Below are 13,973 nucleotides of genomic sequence, written 5' to 3' on the forward strand. Positions count from 1 at the left end.
ATGTGGTGCTCCTGCGTCAGTTCGAGGATGTGGCCGCCTGTTGCCGAATATAGGCAGCCTCCCGAATGCCGGCGAGGGTTTCACCGGGGGCGATGCCGTCAGCGTCGTAGCGCAGCTCGATGAGCGCTGGCAGCTTCTCCCGGTCGGCGAAGGCGCACGCCCGCGCCAGTGCCGCAGAAAAGTCTTCGGTGCGCTCTACCACTTCACCGTGGCCGCCATAGCTGCGTATCAGGGCCGCGAAGTCCGGATTGGAGAAGGACAGTGCAATGTCGCGGCCCGGGAACTCACGTTCCTGGTGTGCGCGGATGGTCCCCCAGATGCCGTTGTTGAACACCAGCACGACCACGCCCACGCGGTACTGGAGCGCGACACCCAACTCCTGCAGGTTCATCTGGAAGCAGCCGTCACCGGCGTAGCACACCACGGTGCGGTCCGGGTTCTCGAGCTTGGCCGAGATCGCGGCAGGCAGGCCGTAGCCCATGGAGCCGACGGTCGGCGTCAGGCTGGTACCGGGGCCTGTGTACTGGCGGTAGCGGTGCGGATAGAGCGCGTAGTTGCCCGCGCCCACGGTGATGCAGGCGTCGCGCGGAAGCTGCTCGGCCGCGATGGCCGCAGCCTCGTCAAGGGAGAACGGGCCCTTGGCCGGCAGTGGATTCAGGCTCGCCAGGTACTCCGCGCGTGCAGAATCAACCCAGGCCTTGCGCTGCAGGGGCTGGAGGGGCGTGAGGGACGCCAAGGCGTTCGCAAAGCTTGACACGTCCGCCACAATGGCCTGCGTGGGTGCGAAGACCCGTCCAAGTTCGCTGGCGTCCGGGTAGACATGGATCAGCTTCTGACGCGGCATTGGACTTTCGATGACGGTGTAGCCCTCGGTGGTTGCCTCGCCCAATCGAGTGCCTACGGCCAGGACCACATCGGCATCGCGAAGACGCTGGCGCAACTCGGGCGTCATCGCCCAGCCAACATGGCCGGCTGCGTTGGGGCTGCGCTGGTCGAAGCACTCGAGGCGACGCCATGCCGTGCCCACGGGCAGTTGGAAGCGCACGGCAAAGTCCTCGACATGGCTGATGGCTTCGCGCGTCCAGCCCGTGCCGCCCACGATCATGAAGGGGCGCTCGGCGGTCTCCAACAGCTCCGCCATCCGCTGCATGTCGTCCGCACCCGGGTGGCTGTGGGCGCGGGTGTAGCGCGGCAGGTCGGCCACCTCGGCTGTGCCCCACAACGTGTCTTCCGGCAGTGCCAGTACGACGGGGCCGGGGCGGCCGCTGGTGGCGATCGAGAACGCACGCGAGATGTACTCAGGAATGCGCTCGGTACGGTCGATCTGCGCTACCCACTTGGCCATCTGGCCGAACATGCGGCGATAGTCGATCTCCTGGAAGGCCTCACGCTCGTAGAAGTCGTTGCCCACCTGGCCGATGAATAGAATCATCGGCGTCGAGTCCTGGAAGGCGGTGTGCACGCCGATGCTGGCATTGGTCGCGCCGGGGCCACGCGTCACGAAGCAGATGCCCGGTTCGCCGGTGAGCTTGCCCATTGCCTCGGCCATGTAGGCAGCGCCGCTTTCCTGGCGGCAGACAATGGGTTCGATGGCACCCTTGTGCTCATTGAGCGCGTCGATGCAGGGCAGGTAGCTCTCTCCAGGCACCAGAAACACGCGGCGGGTGCCGTGGATGCGCAGTTGCTGCATCAGGATCTGGCCGCCGTTGCGGCGCGGCAGGGTAGCAGGCGTTGAATGCAAAGTCGATGTCAAGGGGATTCTCCGTAGTCTGTCTCGGTCCGCGCCTAGGCGGTCCAGGTTTTAAATTCGGCGTCACGGGTCAACAGGCGCCGCGCCGTGTGGTAGTCGGGACTCTCCACGAGCGCGTCACCAATGGGTTCGCCGCGGCGAGCTGCTTCGAAACGCGCCACCAGTTCTTTTGCGAGTTCAACCTGCGCGATGGATGGCGTGAATGCTGCATGGATCTGCGCGACCTGCTCCGGATACACTGCGCACTTGGCTTTGAGGCCGATGCGGCGGGCCCAGGCAAGATCCTCAGCCTGCGCCTGCATATCTCGGTAGTTGTACGGACAGTCGATGGCCACGCGGCCGGCGGCCCGGCACTCAACGTGGAAGCGGCTGCGCAGATGGTTGAGTTCTAGGCTGTCGGGGCCGCGCTCGGCGCCGAGATCGGCCGTGAGATCCTCGGCCGCAAGCAGGCACGCACGAACGCGCTCGCTTGCTGCCAGGATGTGCTGGATATGAATGAAGCCAAGCGCCGATTCAATGGTCGGGACGATCTCGGTGGTCCCTTTCGGCAGTCCCAACTCGGCTTCGAGTGCCGATATGGCGCGATCCAGTGTGGCGATCTCGTCGGCACTCTCTACGTAGGGTAGAAAAACCGCGTCCGGCGATCCAGGCATGACGCCGCGCAGGTCGTCCCAGCCGTCACCAGTTAGTCGGTTGATGCGTACCGCCGCGACAATACCCAGCGCGCGGCAGCGCGACATCAGCGCGGCCACGCGTGGGCGCGCCACGAGACGGTCGGCCGGCGCAGTGAACTCCTCAAGGTCGGGAACCAGTACGTCGGCGCCGCTGGCAAGCGCGGCCGCCTGCGCGCGCTCGTCCATGCCTGAGGTGAACAGCCAGCTTCGGCGCAGCGTAACCGGGCGGCGGGAGGGGGTAGGGCGCATTATCATTGCACATGCCTCGGGAGGAACATCACGAGATCAGGCACGAAGGTGACGAGCATCAGCACGCCCACCATCGCAAGCATCATCCATGTCAGTGGTCGCAACGTCTGCATCATCGTGATGCCGCCCACCTTGCAGGCGGCCATCAGATCCACACCCACGGGCGGCGAGACCGCGCCAATGGCCATGTTGATAGTCAGCAGGATGCCGAAGTGCACCGGGTCGATCTGGTAGTGCGCGAGCACCGGCATCACGACGGGAGCGACGATGATGATGATTGGGATTGCCTCCATGAACGTGCCGAGCAACAGCAAGACGGCGGTCAGGAGCAGCAGCACCGTGGTGCGGCTGTCGGTCCAGTTCGCCAGCAGCGAGGCCAATGCCTGTGGCACCTGTTCTGCAACCAGGATCCACGCGAAAAAGCCCGAGGCGCCAATCATCAGCAAAATGGACGCGCTGCCTTCGCCTGCCGACTTGAGACTCTTCCAGATGGCGCTCAGCGATAGCGTGCGGTACCAGAACAATCCGATTAACAGCGAATAGGCGATGGCGCTGGAAGCGGCCTCCGAGGCCGTGAACACACCGAGACGGATCCCGCCGATGATCAGAACCGGCACCATGAGCGCGGGCAGAGAATCGACCAGCGATGCACGAAGCTCGGCCCACTCGAAGGGTTTGCCGCCGCTCCAGTTGTACTTGCGTGCCTGCCAGACAGCGATGACGATCAACGACAGGCTCAGCAGTACGGCCGGCACGATGCCTGCCATAAAGAGCTTGCCCACCGAGGTGTTGGTGGTTGTGCCGTAGATGATGAGCACGATGCTGGGGGGCACGATGGTAGCGGTGGTGCCGGCGCATCCTACGAGCGAGCAACTGAAGCCCTTGTCGTAGCCCGCGCGCGCCATTGCCGGCAGCAGCAGGCTGCCGATGGCCACGACGTCGGCAACCCCAGAGCCAGACAGGGCGCCGAAGACTAGGCAGGACATAACGGCGACGACGGCCAGCCCACCCTTGATATCGCCGACGATGGCCGCGCACAGGCGCACGATGCGTTGCGTGAGGCCCGCGCCGTTCATCAACTGGGCGGCAAGAATGAACAGGGGGATGGCCAGCAGCGTGAAGCTGTCTAGGCCCGAGACGTACTGCTGCGCGGCCACGGCGACCGGCGCGGCGTCGAAAAGCGCCAGGTAAGCAAGCCCCGAGAGCACCATGCCATAGACAATGGGCAAGTCCACCAGCATGGTGAGCATGAAGACGCCCATAAGAAAGAGAGCTCCGCTCGACACGCATTACTCCAGGGAAAAAGACTCGGCATGCGCCGGGGGCCAAGGCTCGAAGAGCTGGGCGACATGGACGACAGCCGTCAGCGCGCAGGCGATCGGCAGCGCGAGGTAGACCACGCCGGCCGAGACGTTGATGGCGGGCAGCATCTGGTCCATAGTCATTTGCGCCAGTTGCCAGCCAGCCCAACCCAGGGCCACCAGTCCGGCGATGATCAGCACATGGTTGACTCGGTCTACCATGCCTAGCACTCGCGGGTTCTTGACGATGAAAGGCAGGAGGCCGGCCATTAGGTGGCTGCGGTCTCGGCTGCAGGCCACGCCACCAATGAAAGCGGACCACACCAGCACGAGACGCGGCAGCTCCTCGGCCCAGCGCGGTGTGTCGTGCGTGACGAAGCGCTGGAATACCACGACGGTAACCAGCACCGCGAGCACAGCGCAGGCGACGGCGACGAATGCCTTGCTCAGCGCGGAGAGGGCGTATGAAAGGCGCGTGAGCATTATTTTGTCTCGCGGTACTTCTTCACCAGACCCATGAGTTCCGGGCCGAACGTCGCCTCATACGACTTCCATACTGGGGCGATGGCGGTGGCGAACGGAGCCTTGTCCACTTCGTTAATCGACATCCCCTTGTCTTTGAGTTGGGTTAGGTATTGCTTGTCGCTTTCGGTGATCATGCGGCGTTGTTCGTCGCGCCAGTGATCCGCGGCAGCCTTGATGGCCTTGCGGTCGTCGGGCGAGATGCGGTTCCAGACTGACTTCGACACGACCAGGCTCGCGGGGCTCCACACGTGGCCCGTCAGCGACAGGTACTTCTGCACCTCGAAGAACGACGAGGTGTAGATGATGGACAGCGGGTTCTCCTGGGCGTCGAACACCTTCTGCTGCAGCGCAGAGTAGAGCTCGCCGAATGCCAGCGGCGCGGGCGCGGCTCCCAGTAGGGTAAAGGTGTCGAGCCGCATCTTGTCGGGCGTGACGCGCGTTTTCAGGCCCTTCAGGTCAGCCGGCGTCTTGATAGGACCGCGATTGTTTGTGATGTGGCGAAAGCCGTTCTCCCACCAGGACAACAGCACCAGGTTCTTGCCATCGGCAATCTTCTCCAGCGCCTTTCCGAGGTCGCCGTCATAGGCTCTGTAGGCCTGTGCGGCGTTGTTCCAGGTGTATGGCAGTTCAACCACGCCAAAGCGCGCGTCCACCGGCTGCAACGAGCCCGATCCGATAACCGCCGCGCCCTGGCTGCCGATCTGCATGCCTTCAACCATGGTCTTCTCATTGCCGAGTTGACCGCTGGGGAACAGGATGAAATTGACGCGGCCAGCGGTTTTGTCCTTGACCTCGGCAGCGAATCCTTCTGCGGCCTTGTGCCAGCTATGGCTGGCGGCCAGTACATGGCCGAGCTTGATGTCGAGCGCGTGCGCGGGCGGCGTAGCGACCGCAAATGCCGTGGCGGCAAGCAAGGTGCTCAATCGACTCTTTAGAAGACGCATGGTGACTCCAGGAAGGGTTTGTTTCGAATTGGGGTAGTGGGTCGAGGCTTCATCGGGACAACCGCAATTGGTGCACCTTGCCGCTGGCAGCAGGCCGTGCGGCGATGTCAGGCAGGCTGCCGGCGAGGTCTTCGCGTAGGCGCGCCATGATGGCAATCAGATGTGCGTACATTGCATGGCGTGCGCGGATTGGGTCCCGCTCAAGGATCGCGTCCGCGATTCGGTCGTGTTCGAGGAGCGCGACATCCCAGACTTTGCTGTCGACGAAATGCTTGTCCAGGCGCTCGTAGACGGGGCTGGCTTCCGCAAGGTCCCAGACATGGGAGACCACCGCATCCAGGGCGGCGTTGCCACAAGCGGCTGCGATGGCGGCATGAAATGCCCGGTCATAGTGACTCGGGGCGCCGGCTTCTGAGAGCGATTCCTGTGCTTCGCGAATCTTCGCGAGCTGTTGGTCCGTGCCCTTCTGCGCGGCTTGTGCAGCGCATTCGGGCTCAATCAGTAAACGCGTTTCGAGCAATTCAAAGGGGCCAATGTCGCTGGCCAGCTCGGTGATACAGCGAGCAGCGTCCGTTACGAAGCTGGCTTCGTTGCCGCGCGTTGCCATCACATAGACGCCACTGCCCACTCGCACTTCCACGTATCCGCTCAGTTCCAGTGCGATCAAGGCCTCACGCACAGACGAGCGGCTGACCTGCAGGATGTCTGCGAGGTCCCGCTCCGCGGGCAGACGCGTTCCGACAAGGAACTCGCCGGAGCGGATTTTTTCGGCGATGCGCTCCGCAATCAGTCGGTAGAGGCGCTGAGCAGAGACAGCTTCCAGATGGTGCATGATACGCTGGTTTGGACTAGTGGTCAGGCCAGTGGAGAATATGTTCTTCTTCGGTCAAGGTCACGTAGGTGTTTTCCCTTGCTTTCAATGTCAGCGGAAAAGCCACTATAAAAACAATGCACTAGCGCATACTATGGGTGGTGCGAGGTGCGCGGAGTGCCGTTAAAGTGGACTACTGGTCCGGCCAATTTGCGATGTGACGTTTAATCGCTTAGTACCAATGCACGGCTCTTGTGCTCGAGCAATTGGGGGGTCCAGCTGTCTTTCCGAGCGCGATTGGCGGAGTGCCTGAGACCAACGTGGTTAGGCGCACCCGTCCAACGATGGGATTGGCCCCTTTAGGAACCTCAGATTGGCTCTTTAGAAGGGATCAAGCTGCCGATGTAATGCGCCCATTGCCATCTTCAAAAAAGGAGTATTTATCGTGAGCAAACCTATGAACGCCGACTTGCAGCAGCGCCGTACGGCGGCCACGCCCCGCGGCGTAGGCGTGATGTGCAACTTCTATGCGGACCGCGCCGAGAACGCGTTGCTGTGGGACGTCGAGGGGCGCGAGTACATTGACTTTGCCGCCGGCATCGCCGTGTTGAACACCGGGCATCGCCATCCCCGGATCGTGCAGGCAGTGGAAGAACAACTGCGACGCTTCACCCACACGGCCTACCAGATCGTTCCCTACGAGAGCGCCGTAGCACTGGCCGAACGAATCAACGCACTCGCGCCGATTGAAGGGCCGGCAAAAACTGCGTTCTTCACCACGGGCGCCGAAGCTGTGGAGAACGCCATCAAAATCGCACGTGCCCACACTGGCCGTCCGGGCGTGGTCGCCTTCGGTGGTGGTTTTCACGGCCGCACGCTGATGGGCATGGCGCTGACCGGTAAGGTGGCTCCGTACAAGCTCGGCTTCGGTCCCTTCCCTAGCGATGTGTTTCACGTACCGTACCCGGCCGCACTGCAGGGAGTCAGCACCAATGACGCTCTGGCTGCCATTGAGAGTCTCTTCAAGACCGACATTGACCCACAGCGCGTTGCCGCGATCATCCTGGAGCCGGTGCAGGGTGAAGGCGGGTTCAATGTGGCGCCTGCCGAACTGATGCGTGGCCTGCGTACACTGTGCGACCAGCACGGTATCCTCCTCATTGCCGATGAAATCCAGACCGGCTTCGGGCGTACTGGCAAGATTTTCGCCATGGAGCACTACGACGTCAGGCCTGATCTGATTACCATGGCCAAGAGCCTGGCGGGTGGACTGCCGCTGTCTGGCGTGTGCGGTCGTGCCGAGGTTATGGATGCGCCGGCGCCGGGCGGACTCGGTGGCACCTACGCGGCCAACGCCCTGGCTGTCGCTGCGGCCCATGCGGTGCTGGACGTCCTGGCCGAAGAAAAACTGTGCGAGCGTTCGCAGAAGCTGGGCGCGCAGCTCACCCAACGCCTCGAAGCTCTGCGCGAGCGCTGCCCAGTCATCGCCGAGGTGCGCGGCCTAGGATCCATGGTCGCCATCGAATTTCGCGACCCGCAGACCGCCAAGCCGGACGCGGCGCGACTTCAACAAGTCCAGCGCAACGCCATGGAAGAAGGTCTGCTGCTGCTAAGTTGCGGCATGCATGGCAACGCTATCCGCTTCCTGTACCCACTGACCATCGACGACGCTCTGTTCGCTAAGGCGCTCGACATCATCGAGCGCGCCGTCCAGGCCTGAGGGAGGAATGATGACGAAGATTCATCTCACGCTGGACGGGCTCGCCGATCCGAGCCTGCTCAAGACCGATGCGCTGATCAACGGTCAATGGGTGCCGGGTGCGAGCCGCTTTGACGTGCACGATCCTGCCACCGGCGAGAAGCTGGCCGATGTGGCCAACCTCAAGGCGGTTGATGCCCATTCCGCCATCGCTGCCGCCAACGCGGCCTGGCCGGCCTGGCGGCGCCTGGGTGCTAAGGCGCGCAGCCAGGTTCTGCGCAAATGGTTCGACCTGCTTATCGCCCATCAGGACGATCTTGCGCACCTGATGACAGCCGAGCAAGGAAAGCCTCTGGCCGAGGCCAGGGGCGAGGTGGCCTATGGCGCAAGCTTTGTCGAATGGTTTGCCGAGCAGGCTAAGCGCGTAAGCGGCGAGACCCTGTCGCAGTTTGACGAGAACCGCCGTCAGCTGGTGCTCAAGCAGCCCATCGGTGTATGTGCGGCAATCACGCCGTGGAACTTCCCGCTGGCCATGATCACGCGCAAGGTCGCTCCTGCACTTGCCGCAGGCTGCACCGTGGTCGTCAAGCCGGCCGAGTTGACGCCGCTGACGGCCCTGGCTGCAGGTGAGCTGGCGATTCGCGCTGGAATCCCGGCAGGCGTGCTCAACATTGTCACGGCCGATAGTGGTAACAGCATCGCTGTAGGCCAGGTGCTGTGTGCGAGCGACGTGGTGCGCCACCTCAGTTTCACTGGATCGACCGAAGTGGGCCGCATCCTGATGGCGCAGTGCGCCCCGACGGTCAAGAAGCTCTCGCTCGAGCTGGGCGGCAATGCACCCTTCATTGTCTTCGATGACGCCGACATCGACAGTGCCGTTGAGGGCGCGTTCGCGAGCAAGTACCGCAATGCCGGCCAAACTTGCGTCTGCTCCAACCGGTTCTATGTGCAGGACGGCGTCTACGACGAGTTCGTTCGGAAGTTCGCCGATCGCGTGCGTCGAGCCAGGGTCGGCAACGGCTTCGAGGCCGGTGTCGAGCAGGGTCCGTTGATTGAGGAGGCGGCCGTCGCCAAGGTCGAGCGCCACTTGGCGGACGCTTTGGCCAAGGGCGCCCGCATCGTGACTGGGGGAAATCGGCTAGCGCAACTGGGCGCGGGACAGTTCTTCCAGCCGACGGTAGTGGCCGACGCCACGCCGGACATGCTGTGCGCGCGTGAAGAGACCTTTGGCCCCTTTGCGCCGGTGTTCCGCTTTGGCACGGAGCAGGAAGCCATCGACGCCGCTAACGACACGGAGTTCGGCCTCGCGAGCTACTTCTACAGCCGCGACGTGGGCCGCATCTTCCGCGTGGGTGAGGCGCTTGAATACGGCATGGTAGGGGTCAATTCCGGCATGATCTCCATGGAACATGTGCCATTCGGTGGCGTCAAACAGTCGGGTCTAGGGCGCGAGGGCTCGGAGCATGGCATTGAGGAGTATGTCGAGCTCAAGTACCTCTGCCTGGGGGACATCGCCGCCTGAGCGGCGGGTCAATCAAGGGAGGCCCAGATGCATCTGCCTGTTTTTCCGCCACATCAGGCAAACGACGCGGAGTTTGTCGAGCGCTTGCGTCGTATTGTCGGGCCACGCAACGTGCTGACTGAACGTCGTCGCACGCAGCGCTATCGCCGAGGCTTTCGCTCCGGCGAGGGCGAGGCGCTGGCGGTGGTGTTTCCCACGAAGCTGCTGGAGCAATGGCAGGTGCTGCAGGCATGTGTCGCCGCCGGCAAGGCTGTGGTCATGCAGGCGGCCAACACTGGCCTCACCGAGGGCTCCACGCCGCACGGCGGAGCCGAGGACTACGGGCGGCAGGTAGTCGTCATCAACACATTGTTGATGACGACTATCCGGGTGATCGACCAAGGCAGGCAGGCGATCTGCTTCCCGGGGGCCACCTTGCATGGCCTGGAACGTGCACTCCAGCCCTTCGGGCGGGAACCGCATTCAGAAATCGGTTCATCGTGTATCGGTGCCTCCGTCGTCGGTGGTATCTGCAACAACTCGGGTGGCATGTTGGTCCGCCGGGGGCCGGCCTACACAGAACTGGCGTTGTTCGCCCGTGTCGACGCCTCGGGAGTGCTGCAATTGGTGAATCACCTTGGCATACGGCTAGGCGATACGCCTGAATCCATTCTCACGCGCCTGGACCACGGCGACTTTACCGAGACCGATATCGATAGCGCTGTGAACGGGAAGGGCTCATGCTCCGACTATGAAGCCCGTGTGCGCGATTTCGCGGCGCCGACACCGGCGCGTTTCAACAATGATCCCGCTCGACTGTACGAGACCTCCGGCAGCGCTGGCAAGCTGGCGGTGTTTGCGGTGCGAGTGGACACCTTCGAGGCAGACGAGCAAACGCAGGTCTTCTGTATTGGTGTGCGCGACCCTGCCATGTTGAGCGTGCTGAGGCACCGGCTACTGGCCCCCGAGATGGCGCTGCCAGTGGCCTGCGAGTACATGCATCGGGACATCTTCGACTTGTCCGCACGCTATGCAAAGGACATGTTCTCTGTCATCGAGCGCTTCGGCACCGATGCGATACCAAGCATCTTCGCGTGGAAGTCTCAGATTGACCGCTTGCTGGGCCGGTTCAGGTTCCTCCCGGCCAATCCCGCGGACCGGATCGCACAAATGGTGGGGCAACTCCTGCCCGAGCATGTGCCAGTCCGGCTGCGGACATTGCGCGAGCGGTACGAGCATATCGTGCTCCTGAAAGTGGCGGGCGGTGACGTTGCGCCGATACTGGAGCAGCTGGCACGGCTGTTACGCGATCCGGACGACGGCGAATGGTTCGCCTGCGACCCGCAAGAAGGCCAGAAAGCATTTCTGCACCGCTTCGTTGCCGGTGGGGCAGCCATTCGATACAACGCCATTCACCGCTCAGACGTCGAAGGCGTGTTCTCGCTTGACTTTGCTTTGCCTCGAAATAGCAGCGATTGGGTCGAGCACCTGCCGGCCGATATCGAAGCCCAACTCGTTGGGCGCTACCGCTACGCGCACTTCTTGTGTCACGTATTCCACCATGACTACATAGTCAAGAAGGGCGGAAACCTCGAAGCCATCAAGCAGCGGGTGCTAGACCTCATTGCCGCCAAGGGTGGCGAGTATCCCGCCGAACACAACGTCGGGCACGTCTATTGCGCAAAGCCGGCGCTGGCTGCGTTCTATCGGGATGTGGATCCGACGAATACCTTCAATCCCGGTGTGGGCCAGATGAGCAAACGCCGGTCCTATATGTAAGCGCCGCCACACGAGATTTCCTTGGAGACCGAGCCTATGAAGCAAGCAGTCATCAGCCGGCGCCAATCGAAGTTCGACTTATTGAGCTGAGACATGTCCCTAATACCACAGACCACAGCACCCGACGGGCTGCACCGCATCGTAATCGTCGGCGGTGGCGCCGGCGGCCTGGAGCTTGCCACATTGCTGGGCGACAGACTGGGCAAGCGCGGGCAGGCACATGTCACACTAATCGACAAGAAACGCACGCACTTCTGGAAGCCGCATTTGCATGAAATTGCGGCAGGCAGCATGAATCTTGGTATGCACGAGCTGTGCTACATGGCGCAAGGCCATTGGCACGGCTTTACCGACCGCATCGGTGAGGTAATTGGGCTGGACCGGAGCCGGCGCGTCGTGCATCTGGCACCTCATGTGGACGAGTTCGGCGATGCCGTTACGCCGCTGCGCGATGTCCCCTACGATACCTTGGTGTTTGCGGTGGGAAGCCGGACGAACGATTTTGGTACTCCAGGCGTGCGGGAGCACGCGATCGCGCTCGAGACTCCCGCGGATGGCGAGCGGTTTCACCGGCGCTTGGTCAACGCGTGCATCCGAGCGCATGCCCAGAGCGAGCAGCTTCAGCCCCACCAGTTGCAGGTGGCCATTATTGGCGCTGGCGCGACGGGGGTAGAGCTGGCGGCCGAACTGAAGCACACCACACGTGAGTTGCTGAGCTACGGTCTGGAGCGCCTGGATCCGGCGCAACTCGGGATCCATCTGATTGAGGCCGGCCCACGTATTCTTCCTGCTTTGCCAGAACGATTATCAGCCGGGGCGGCGAAGCAGTTGCGCGCGCTCAACGTGACGATCCACACAGGCGCGCGCGTGTCGGAGGTGCGGCAGCACGGTGTCCAGCTGGCAGACGGGCGCAGCATTGCCGCAGAGTTGGTGGTCTGGGCGGCTGGGGTTAAGGCGCCGGAGTTTGCTCGCGGTCTGGATGGCTTGGAAGTCAACGGAATCCATCAACTACGGGTCGGCCCGACGCTGCAGACCACGCTCGACGAGCATGTATTTGCCATTGGAGACTGCGCGGCCTGTCCGTGGCTAGGGCGCGAGGCTGGAGTATTGGTGCCCCCTCGGGCACAGGCGGCTCATCAGCAGGCCTCGCACTTGGCCGAGGGACTCATCCGGCGGCTCGCGGGCAAGCCATTGAAGCCCTGGCGATACCGAGACTTCGGGTCCCTCGTCTCGCTCGGTCGACACAGTACGGTCGGTAATCTCATGGGGGGCTTGATTCGCGGCAACCTGTGGCTGGAGGGCTATTTCGCCAGGCTGATGTATATGTCGCTGTACCAGATGCACCAGCGAGCGCTACATGGCTTACCTAGAGCGGCGCTTGACACGCTGGCGCGATTATTCTCTCGAGGTACACGACCACGCGTGAAGATGCATTGAGCGAACGGCCGGCGGGCACACGGAGCGAAGCACTACGTGGGACTCATACCTTGCGCCGGGCGGCGGTCCGAGACGCGTGCCGCGCAAGTGCCTCAGCGTCGACCAGGTCGGTGGCGTCCTCCACTTCGGTAGTTGCGTTTCTGGAACTCCGGTCGCTGACACTGGGCGCGCGTTTCTTGGGAGTAACCTTGCGCCTGGATGAAGACAGGCTGTCACCGAAGTCCTCGCGCAGCCGCGCCATGATAGCAATCAGATGAGCGTACATTTCATGACGCGCGCGGATTGGGTCCCGTTCAAGGATCGCGCTAGTGATGCGGTCGTGCTCGACCAACGCAGCATTCCAGGCCTTGCGGCCGATGAAGTGCTTGTCCAGGCGCTGATAGACTGGGCTGGCTTCACTCAAATCGCGTAGCGAGAGGACCACGGCTTCGAGCGCCGCATTGCCACAGGCGGCCGCGATTGCTGCATGGAATACGCGGTCGAGATGGCTAGGTGCTCCGCTCGCCGACATGGCCTCTTGGGCTTCCCGAATCACCGAGAGCTGTTGGTTGCTGGCATGCTGGGCTGCCAACGCGGCAACTTCGGGCTCGACGAGCAGGCGTGCCTCAAGCAACTCGAAAGGGCCCACATCGCCCGCGGGTCGGGAGGATGAAGAAGCCGTGGACTCGGTCGGAGGCGGTGAACCCACAGCTGTTCCTTCCTTCGGGGTTGTGACGTAAACGCCACTCCCTAGGCGCACTTCGACGTAGCCGCTGAGTTCCAAGGCGATCAGAGCCTCGCGCACCGACGAGCGGCTGACGTTCAAGGCTTCCGCCAGATCCCGTTCTGCAGGCAGTCGGCTGCCAACGGGGAACTCCCCGGCGCGAATCTTCTCGGCAATCTTCTCAGCGATTAGCCGGTAAAGGCGCTGCGCTGAGACGGCTTCCAGATTGAACAGCAAGTCAACTCCTTCGGTTTGATGGCCTGACCAGTTTATACGATGCGTTTGCACGGGGCCCAGCTGGCAATCCGCAACTTTGGGCGGCTGCGGGATCAGGCCGATCCTTGTAATGGCATCCTGCACCTTCGAAATTCGAGATTCAGGTGGAAACCCGTGATAAGGGCGTGCAGTCTGCAAACACCGGACGTCCGCGGGACGTAAGGCTACCTCAGTTCATTCGTGCCTTTGTCATGAGATTCTCATTTTGACGCTCACGGAAACCGCAAGGCGCCGGGTGGCGCGGCGAGGCATTCGCCGCAAGGTGGCGCGCTTTACGGGCTTTTGCAGCGGTCCAGTCACGGGGACGTCCCTCAGGTGTTCACG

11 protein-coding genes are annotated in these 13,973 nt (G+C 62.7%); 4 read left to right on the forward strand and 7 right to left on the reverse strand.

The window, feature by feature from the left end:
- Positions 1 to 16: 16 nt before the first annotated feature.
- The 6 genes from CNE_RS30850 to CNE_RS30875 form a co-directional block, all read right to left on the reverse strand.
- Positions 17 to 1,690, reverse strand: coding sequence for a thiamine pyrophosphate-binding protein (locus tag CNE_RS30850; RefSeq protein WP_049800748.1), 1,674 nt, complete (start codon positions 1,688 to 1,690; stop codon positions 17 to 19).
- A 95-nt stretch (positions 1,691 to 1,785) separates the two neighbouring features.
- Positions 1,786 to 2,679 (reverse strand): HpcH/HpaI aldolase/citrate lyase family protein, encoded by an 894-nt coding sequence (locus CNE_RS30855; RefSeq protein ID WP_013958630.1) that lies wholly within the window; start codon positions 2,677 to 2,679, stop codon positions 1,786 to 1,788.
- Positions 2,676 to 3,959, reverse strand: coding sequence for a TRAP transporter large permease (locus CNE_RS30860; RefSeq protein WP_035827125.1), 1,284 nt, complete (start codon positions 3,957 to 3,959; stop codon positions 2,676 to 2,678). The genes CNE_RS30855 and CNE_RS30860 overlap by 4 nt, the downstream gene beginning before the upstream one ends.
- Before the next feature lie 3 nt (positions 3,960 to 3,962).
- A complete protein-coding gene (locus tag CNE_RS30865; RefSeq protein WP_013958632.1) occupies positions 3,963 to 4,457 on the reverse strand; it encodes a TRAP transporter small permease in 495 nt (164 codons plus the stop codon).
- A complete protein-coding gene (locus tag CNE_RS30870; RefSeq protein WP_013958633.1) occupies positions 4,457 to 5,443 on the reverse strand; it encodes a TRAP transporter substrate-binding protein in 987 nt (328 codons plus the stop codon). Before CNE_RS30870 ends, CNE_RS30865 begins: the two co-directional genes overlap by 1 nt.
- A gap of 49 nt (positions 5,444 to 5,492) precedes the next feature.
- Positions 5,493 to 6,275, reverse strand: coding sequence for a FadR/GntR family transcriptional regulator (locus CNE_RS30875; RefSeq protein WP_013958634.1), 783 nt, complete (start codon positions 6,273 to 6,275; stop codon positions 5,493 to 5,495).
- 436 nt (positions 6,276 to 6,711) lie between these two features.
- Between CNE_RS30875 and CNE_RS30880 the strand changes: the two genes are divergently transcribed.
- The 4 genes from CNE_RS30880 to CNE_RS30895 all read left to right on the forward strand — a co-directional run bounded on the left by CNE_RS30880 (position 6,712) and on the right by CNE_RS30895 (position 12,670).
- Positions 6,712 to 7,974, forward strand: a complete 1,263-nt coding sequence (locus tag CNE_RS30880) for a 4-aminobutyrate--2-oxoglutarate transaminase (protein WP_013958635.1) — start codon at positions 6,712 to 6,714, stop codon at positions 7,972 to 7,974.
- Between the two features lie 10 nt (positions 7,975 to 7,984).
- A complete protein-coding gene (locus CNE_RS30885) occupies positions 7,985 to 9,475 on the forward strand; it encodes an NAD-dependent succinate-semialdehyde dehydrogenase (RefSeq protein ID WP_013958636.1) in 1,491 nt (496 codons plus the stop codon).
- Between the two features lie 27 nt (positions 9,476 to 9,502).
- Complete coding sequence (dld, locus tag CNE_RS30890) at positions 9,503 to 11,233, forward strand: D-lactate dehydrogenase (RefSeq protein ID WP_013958637.1); 1,731 nt, start codon at positions 9,503 to 9,505, stop codon at positions 11,231 to 11,233.
- Positions 11,234 to 11,326: 93 nt separating this feature from the next.
- Positions 11,327 to 12,670: an NAD(P)/FAD-dependent oxidoreductase gene (locus tag CNE_RS30895; RefSeq protein WP_013958638.1), complete on the forward strand. Its 1,344-nt coding sequence runs from the start codon at positions 11,327 to 11,329 to the stop codon at positions 12,668 to 12,670.
- 43 nt (positions 12,671 to 12,713) lie between these two features.
- On the opposite strand, the gene CNE_RS30900 is transcribed toward CNE_RS30895, so the two are convergent.
- On the reverse strand, positions 12,714 to 13,610 hold the full coding sequence (locus tag CNE_RS30900) for a FadR/GntR family transcriptional regulator (protein WP_013958639.1): 897 nt from the start codon (positions 13,608 to 13,610) through the stop codon (positions 12,714 to 12,716).
- Positions 13,611 to 13,973 lie beyond the last annotated feature (363 nt).

It is taken from the genome of Cupriavidus necator N-1, assembly GCF_000219215.1.
Classification (GTDB): domain Bacteria; phylum Pseudomonadota; class Gammaproteobacteria; order Burkholderiales; family Burkholderiaceae; genus Cupriavidus; species Cupriavidus necator.

What these genes read in the sequence shown, in the direction of transcription:
- CNE_RS30870 (WP_013958633.1), bottom strand. Translation starts at nt 5,443, where the DNA reads ATGCGTCTTCTAAAGAGTCGATTGAGCACCTTGCTTGCCGCCACGGCA.
- CNE_RS30895 (WP_013958638.1), top strand. Translation starts at nt 11,327, where the DNA reads ATGTCCCTAATACCACAGACCACAGCACCCGACGGGCTGCACCGCATC.
- CNE_RS30855 (WP_013958630.1), bottom strand. Translation starts at nt 2,679, where the DNA reads ATGATAATGCGCCCTACCCCCTCCCGCCGCCCGGTTACGCTGCGCCGA.
- CNE_RS30885 (WP_013958636.1), top strand. Translation starts at nt 7,985, where the DNA reads ATGACGAAGATTCATCTCACGCTGGACGGGCTCGCCGATCCGAGCCTG.
- CNE_RS30875 (WP_013958634.1), bottom strand. Translation starts at nt 6,275, where the DNA reads ATGCACCATCTGGAAGCTGTCTCTGCTCAGCGCCTCTACCGACTGATT.
- CNE_RS30880 (WP_013958635.1), top strand. Translation starts at nt 6,712, where the DNA reads ATGAACGCCGACTTGCAGCAGCGCCGTACGGCGGCCACGCCCCGCGGC.
- CNE_RS30850 (WP_049800748.1), bottom strand. Translation starts at nt 1,690, where the DNA reads ATGCAGCAACTGCGCATCCACGGCACCCGCCGCGTGTTTCTGGTGCCT.
- dld (WP_013958637.1), top strand. Translation starts at nt 9,503, where the DNA reads ATGCATCTGCCTGTTTTTCCGCCACATCAGGCAAACGACGCGGAGTTT.
- CNE_RS30865 (WP_013958632.1), bottom strand. Translation starts at nt 4,457, where the DNA reads ATGCTCACGCGCCTTTCATACGCCCTCTCCGCGCTGAGCAAGGCATTC.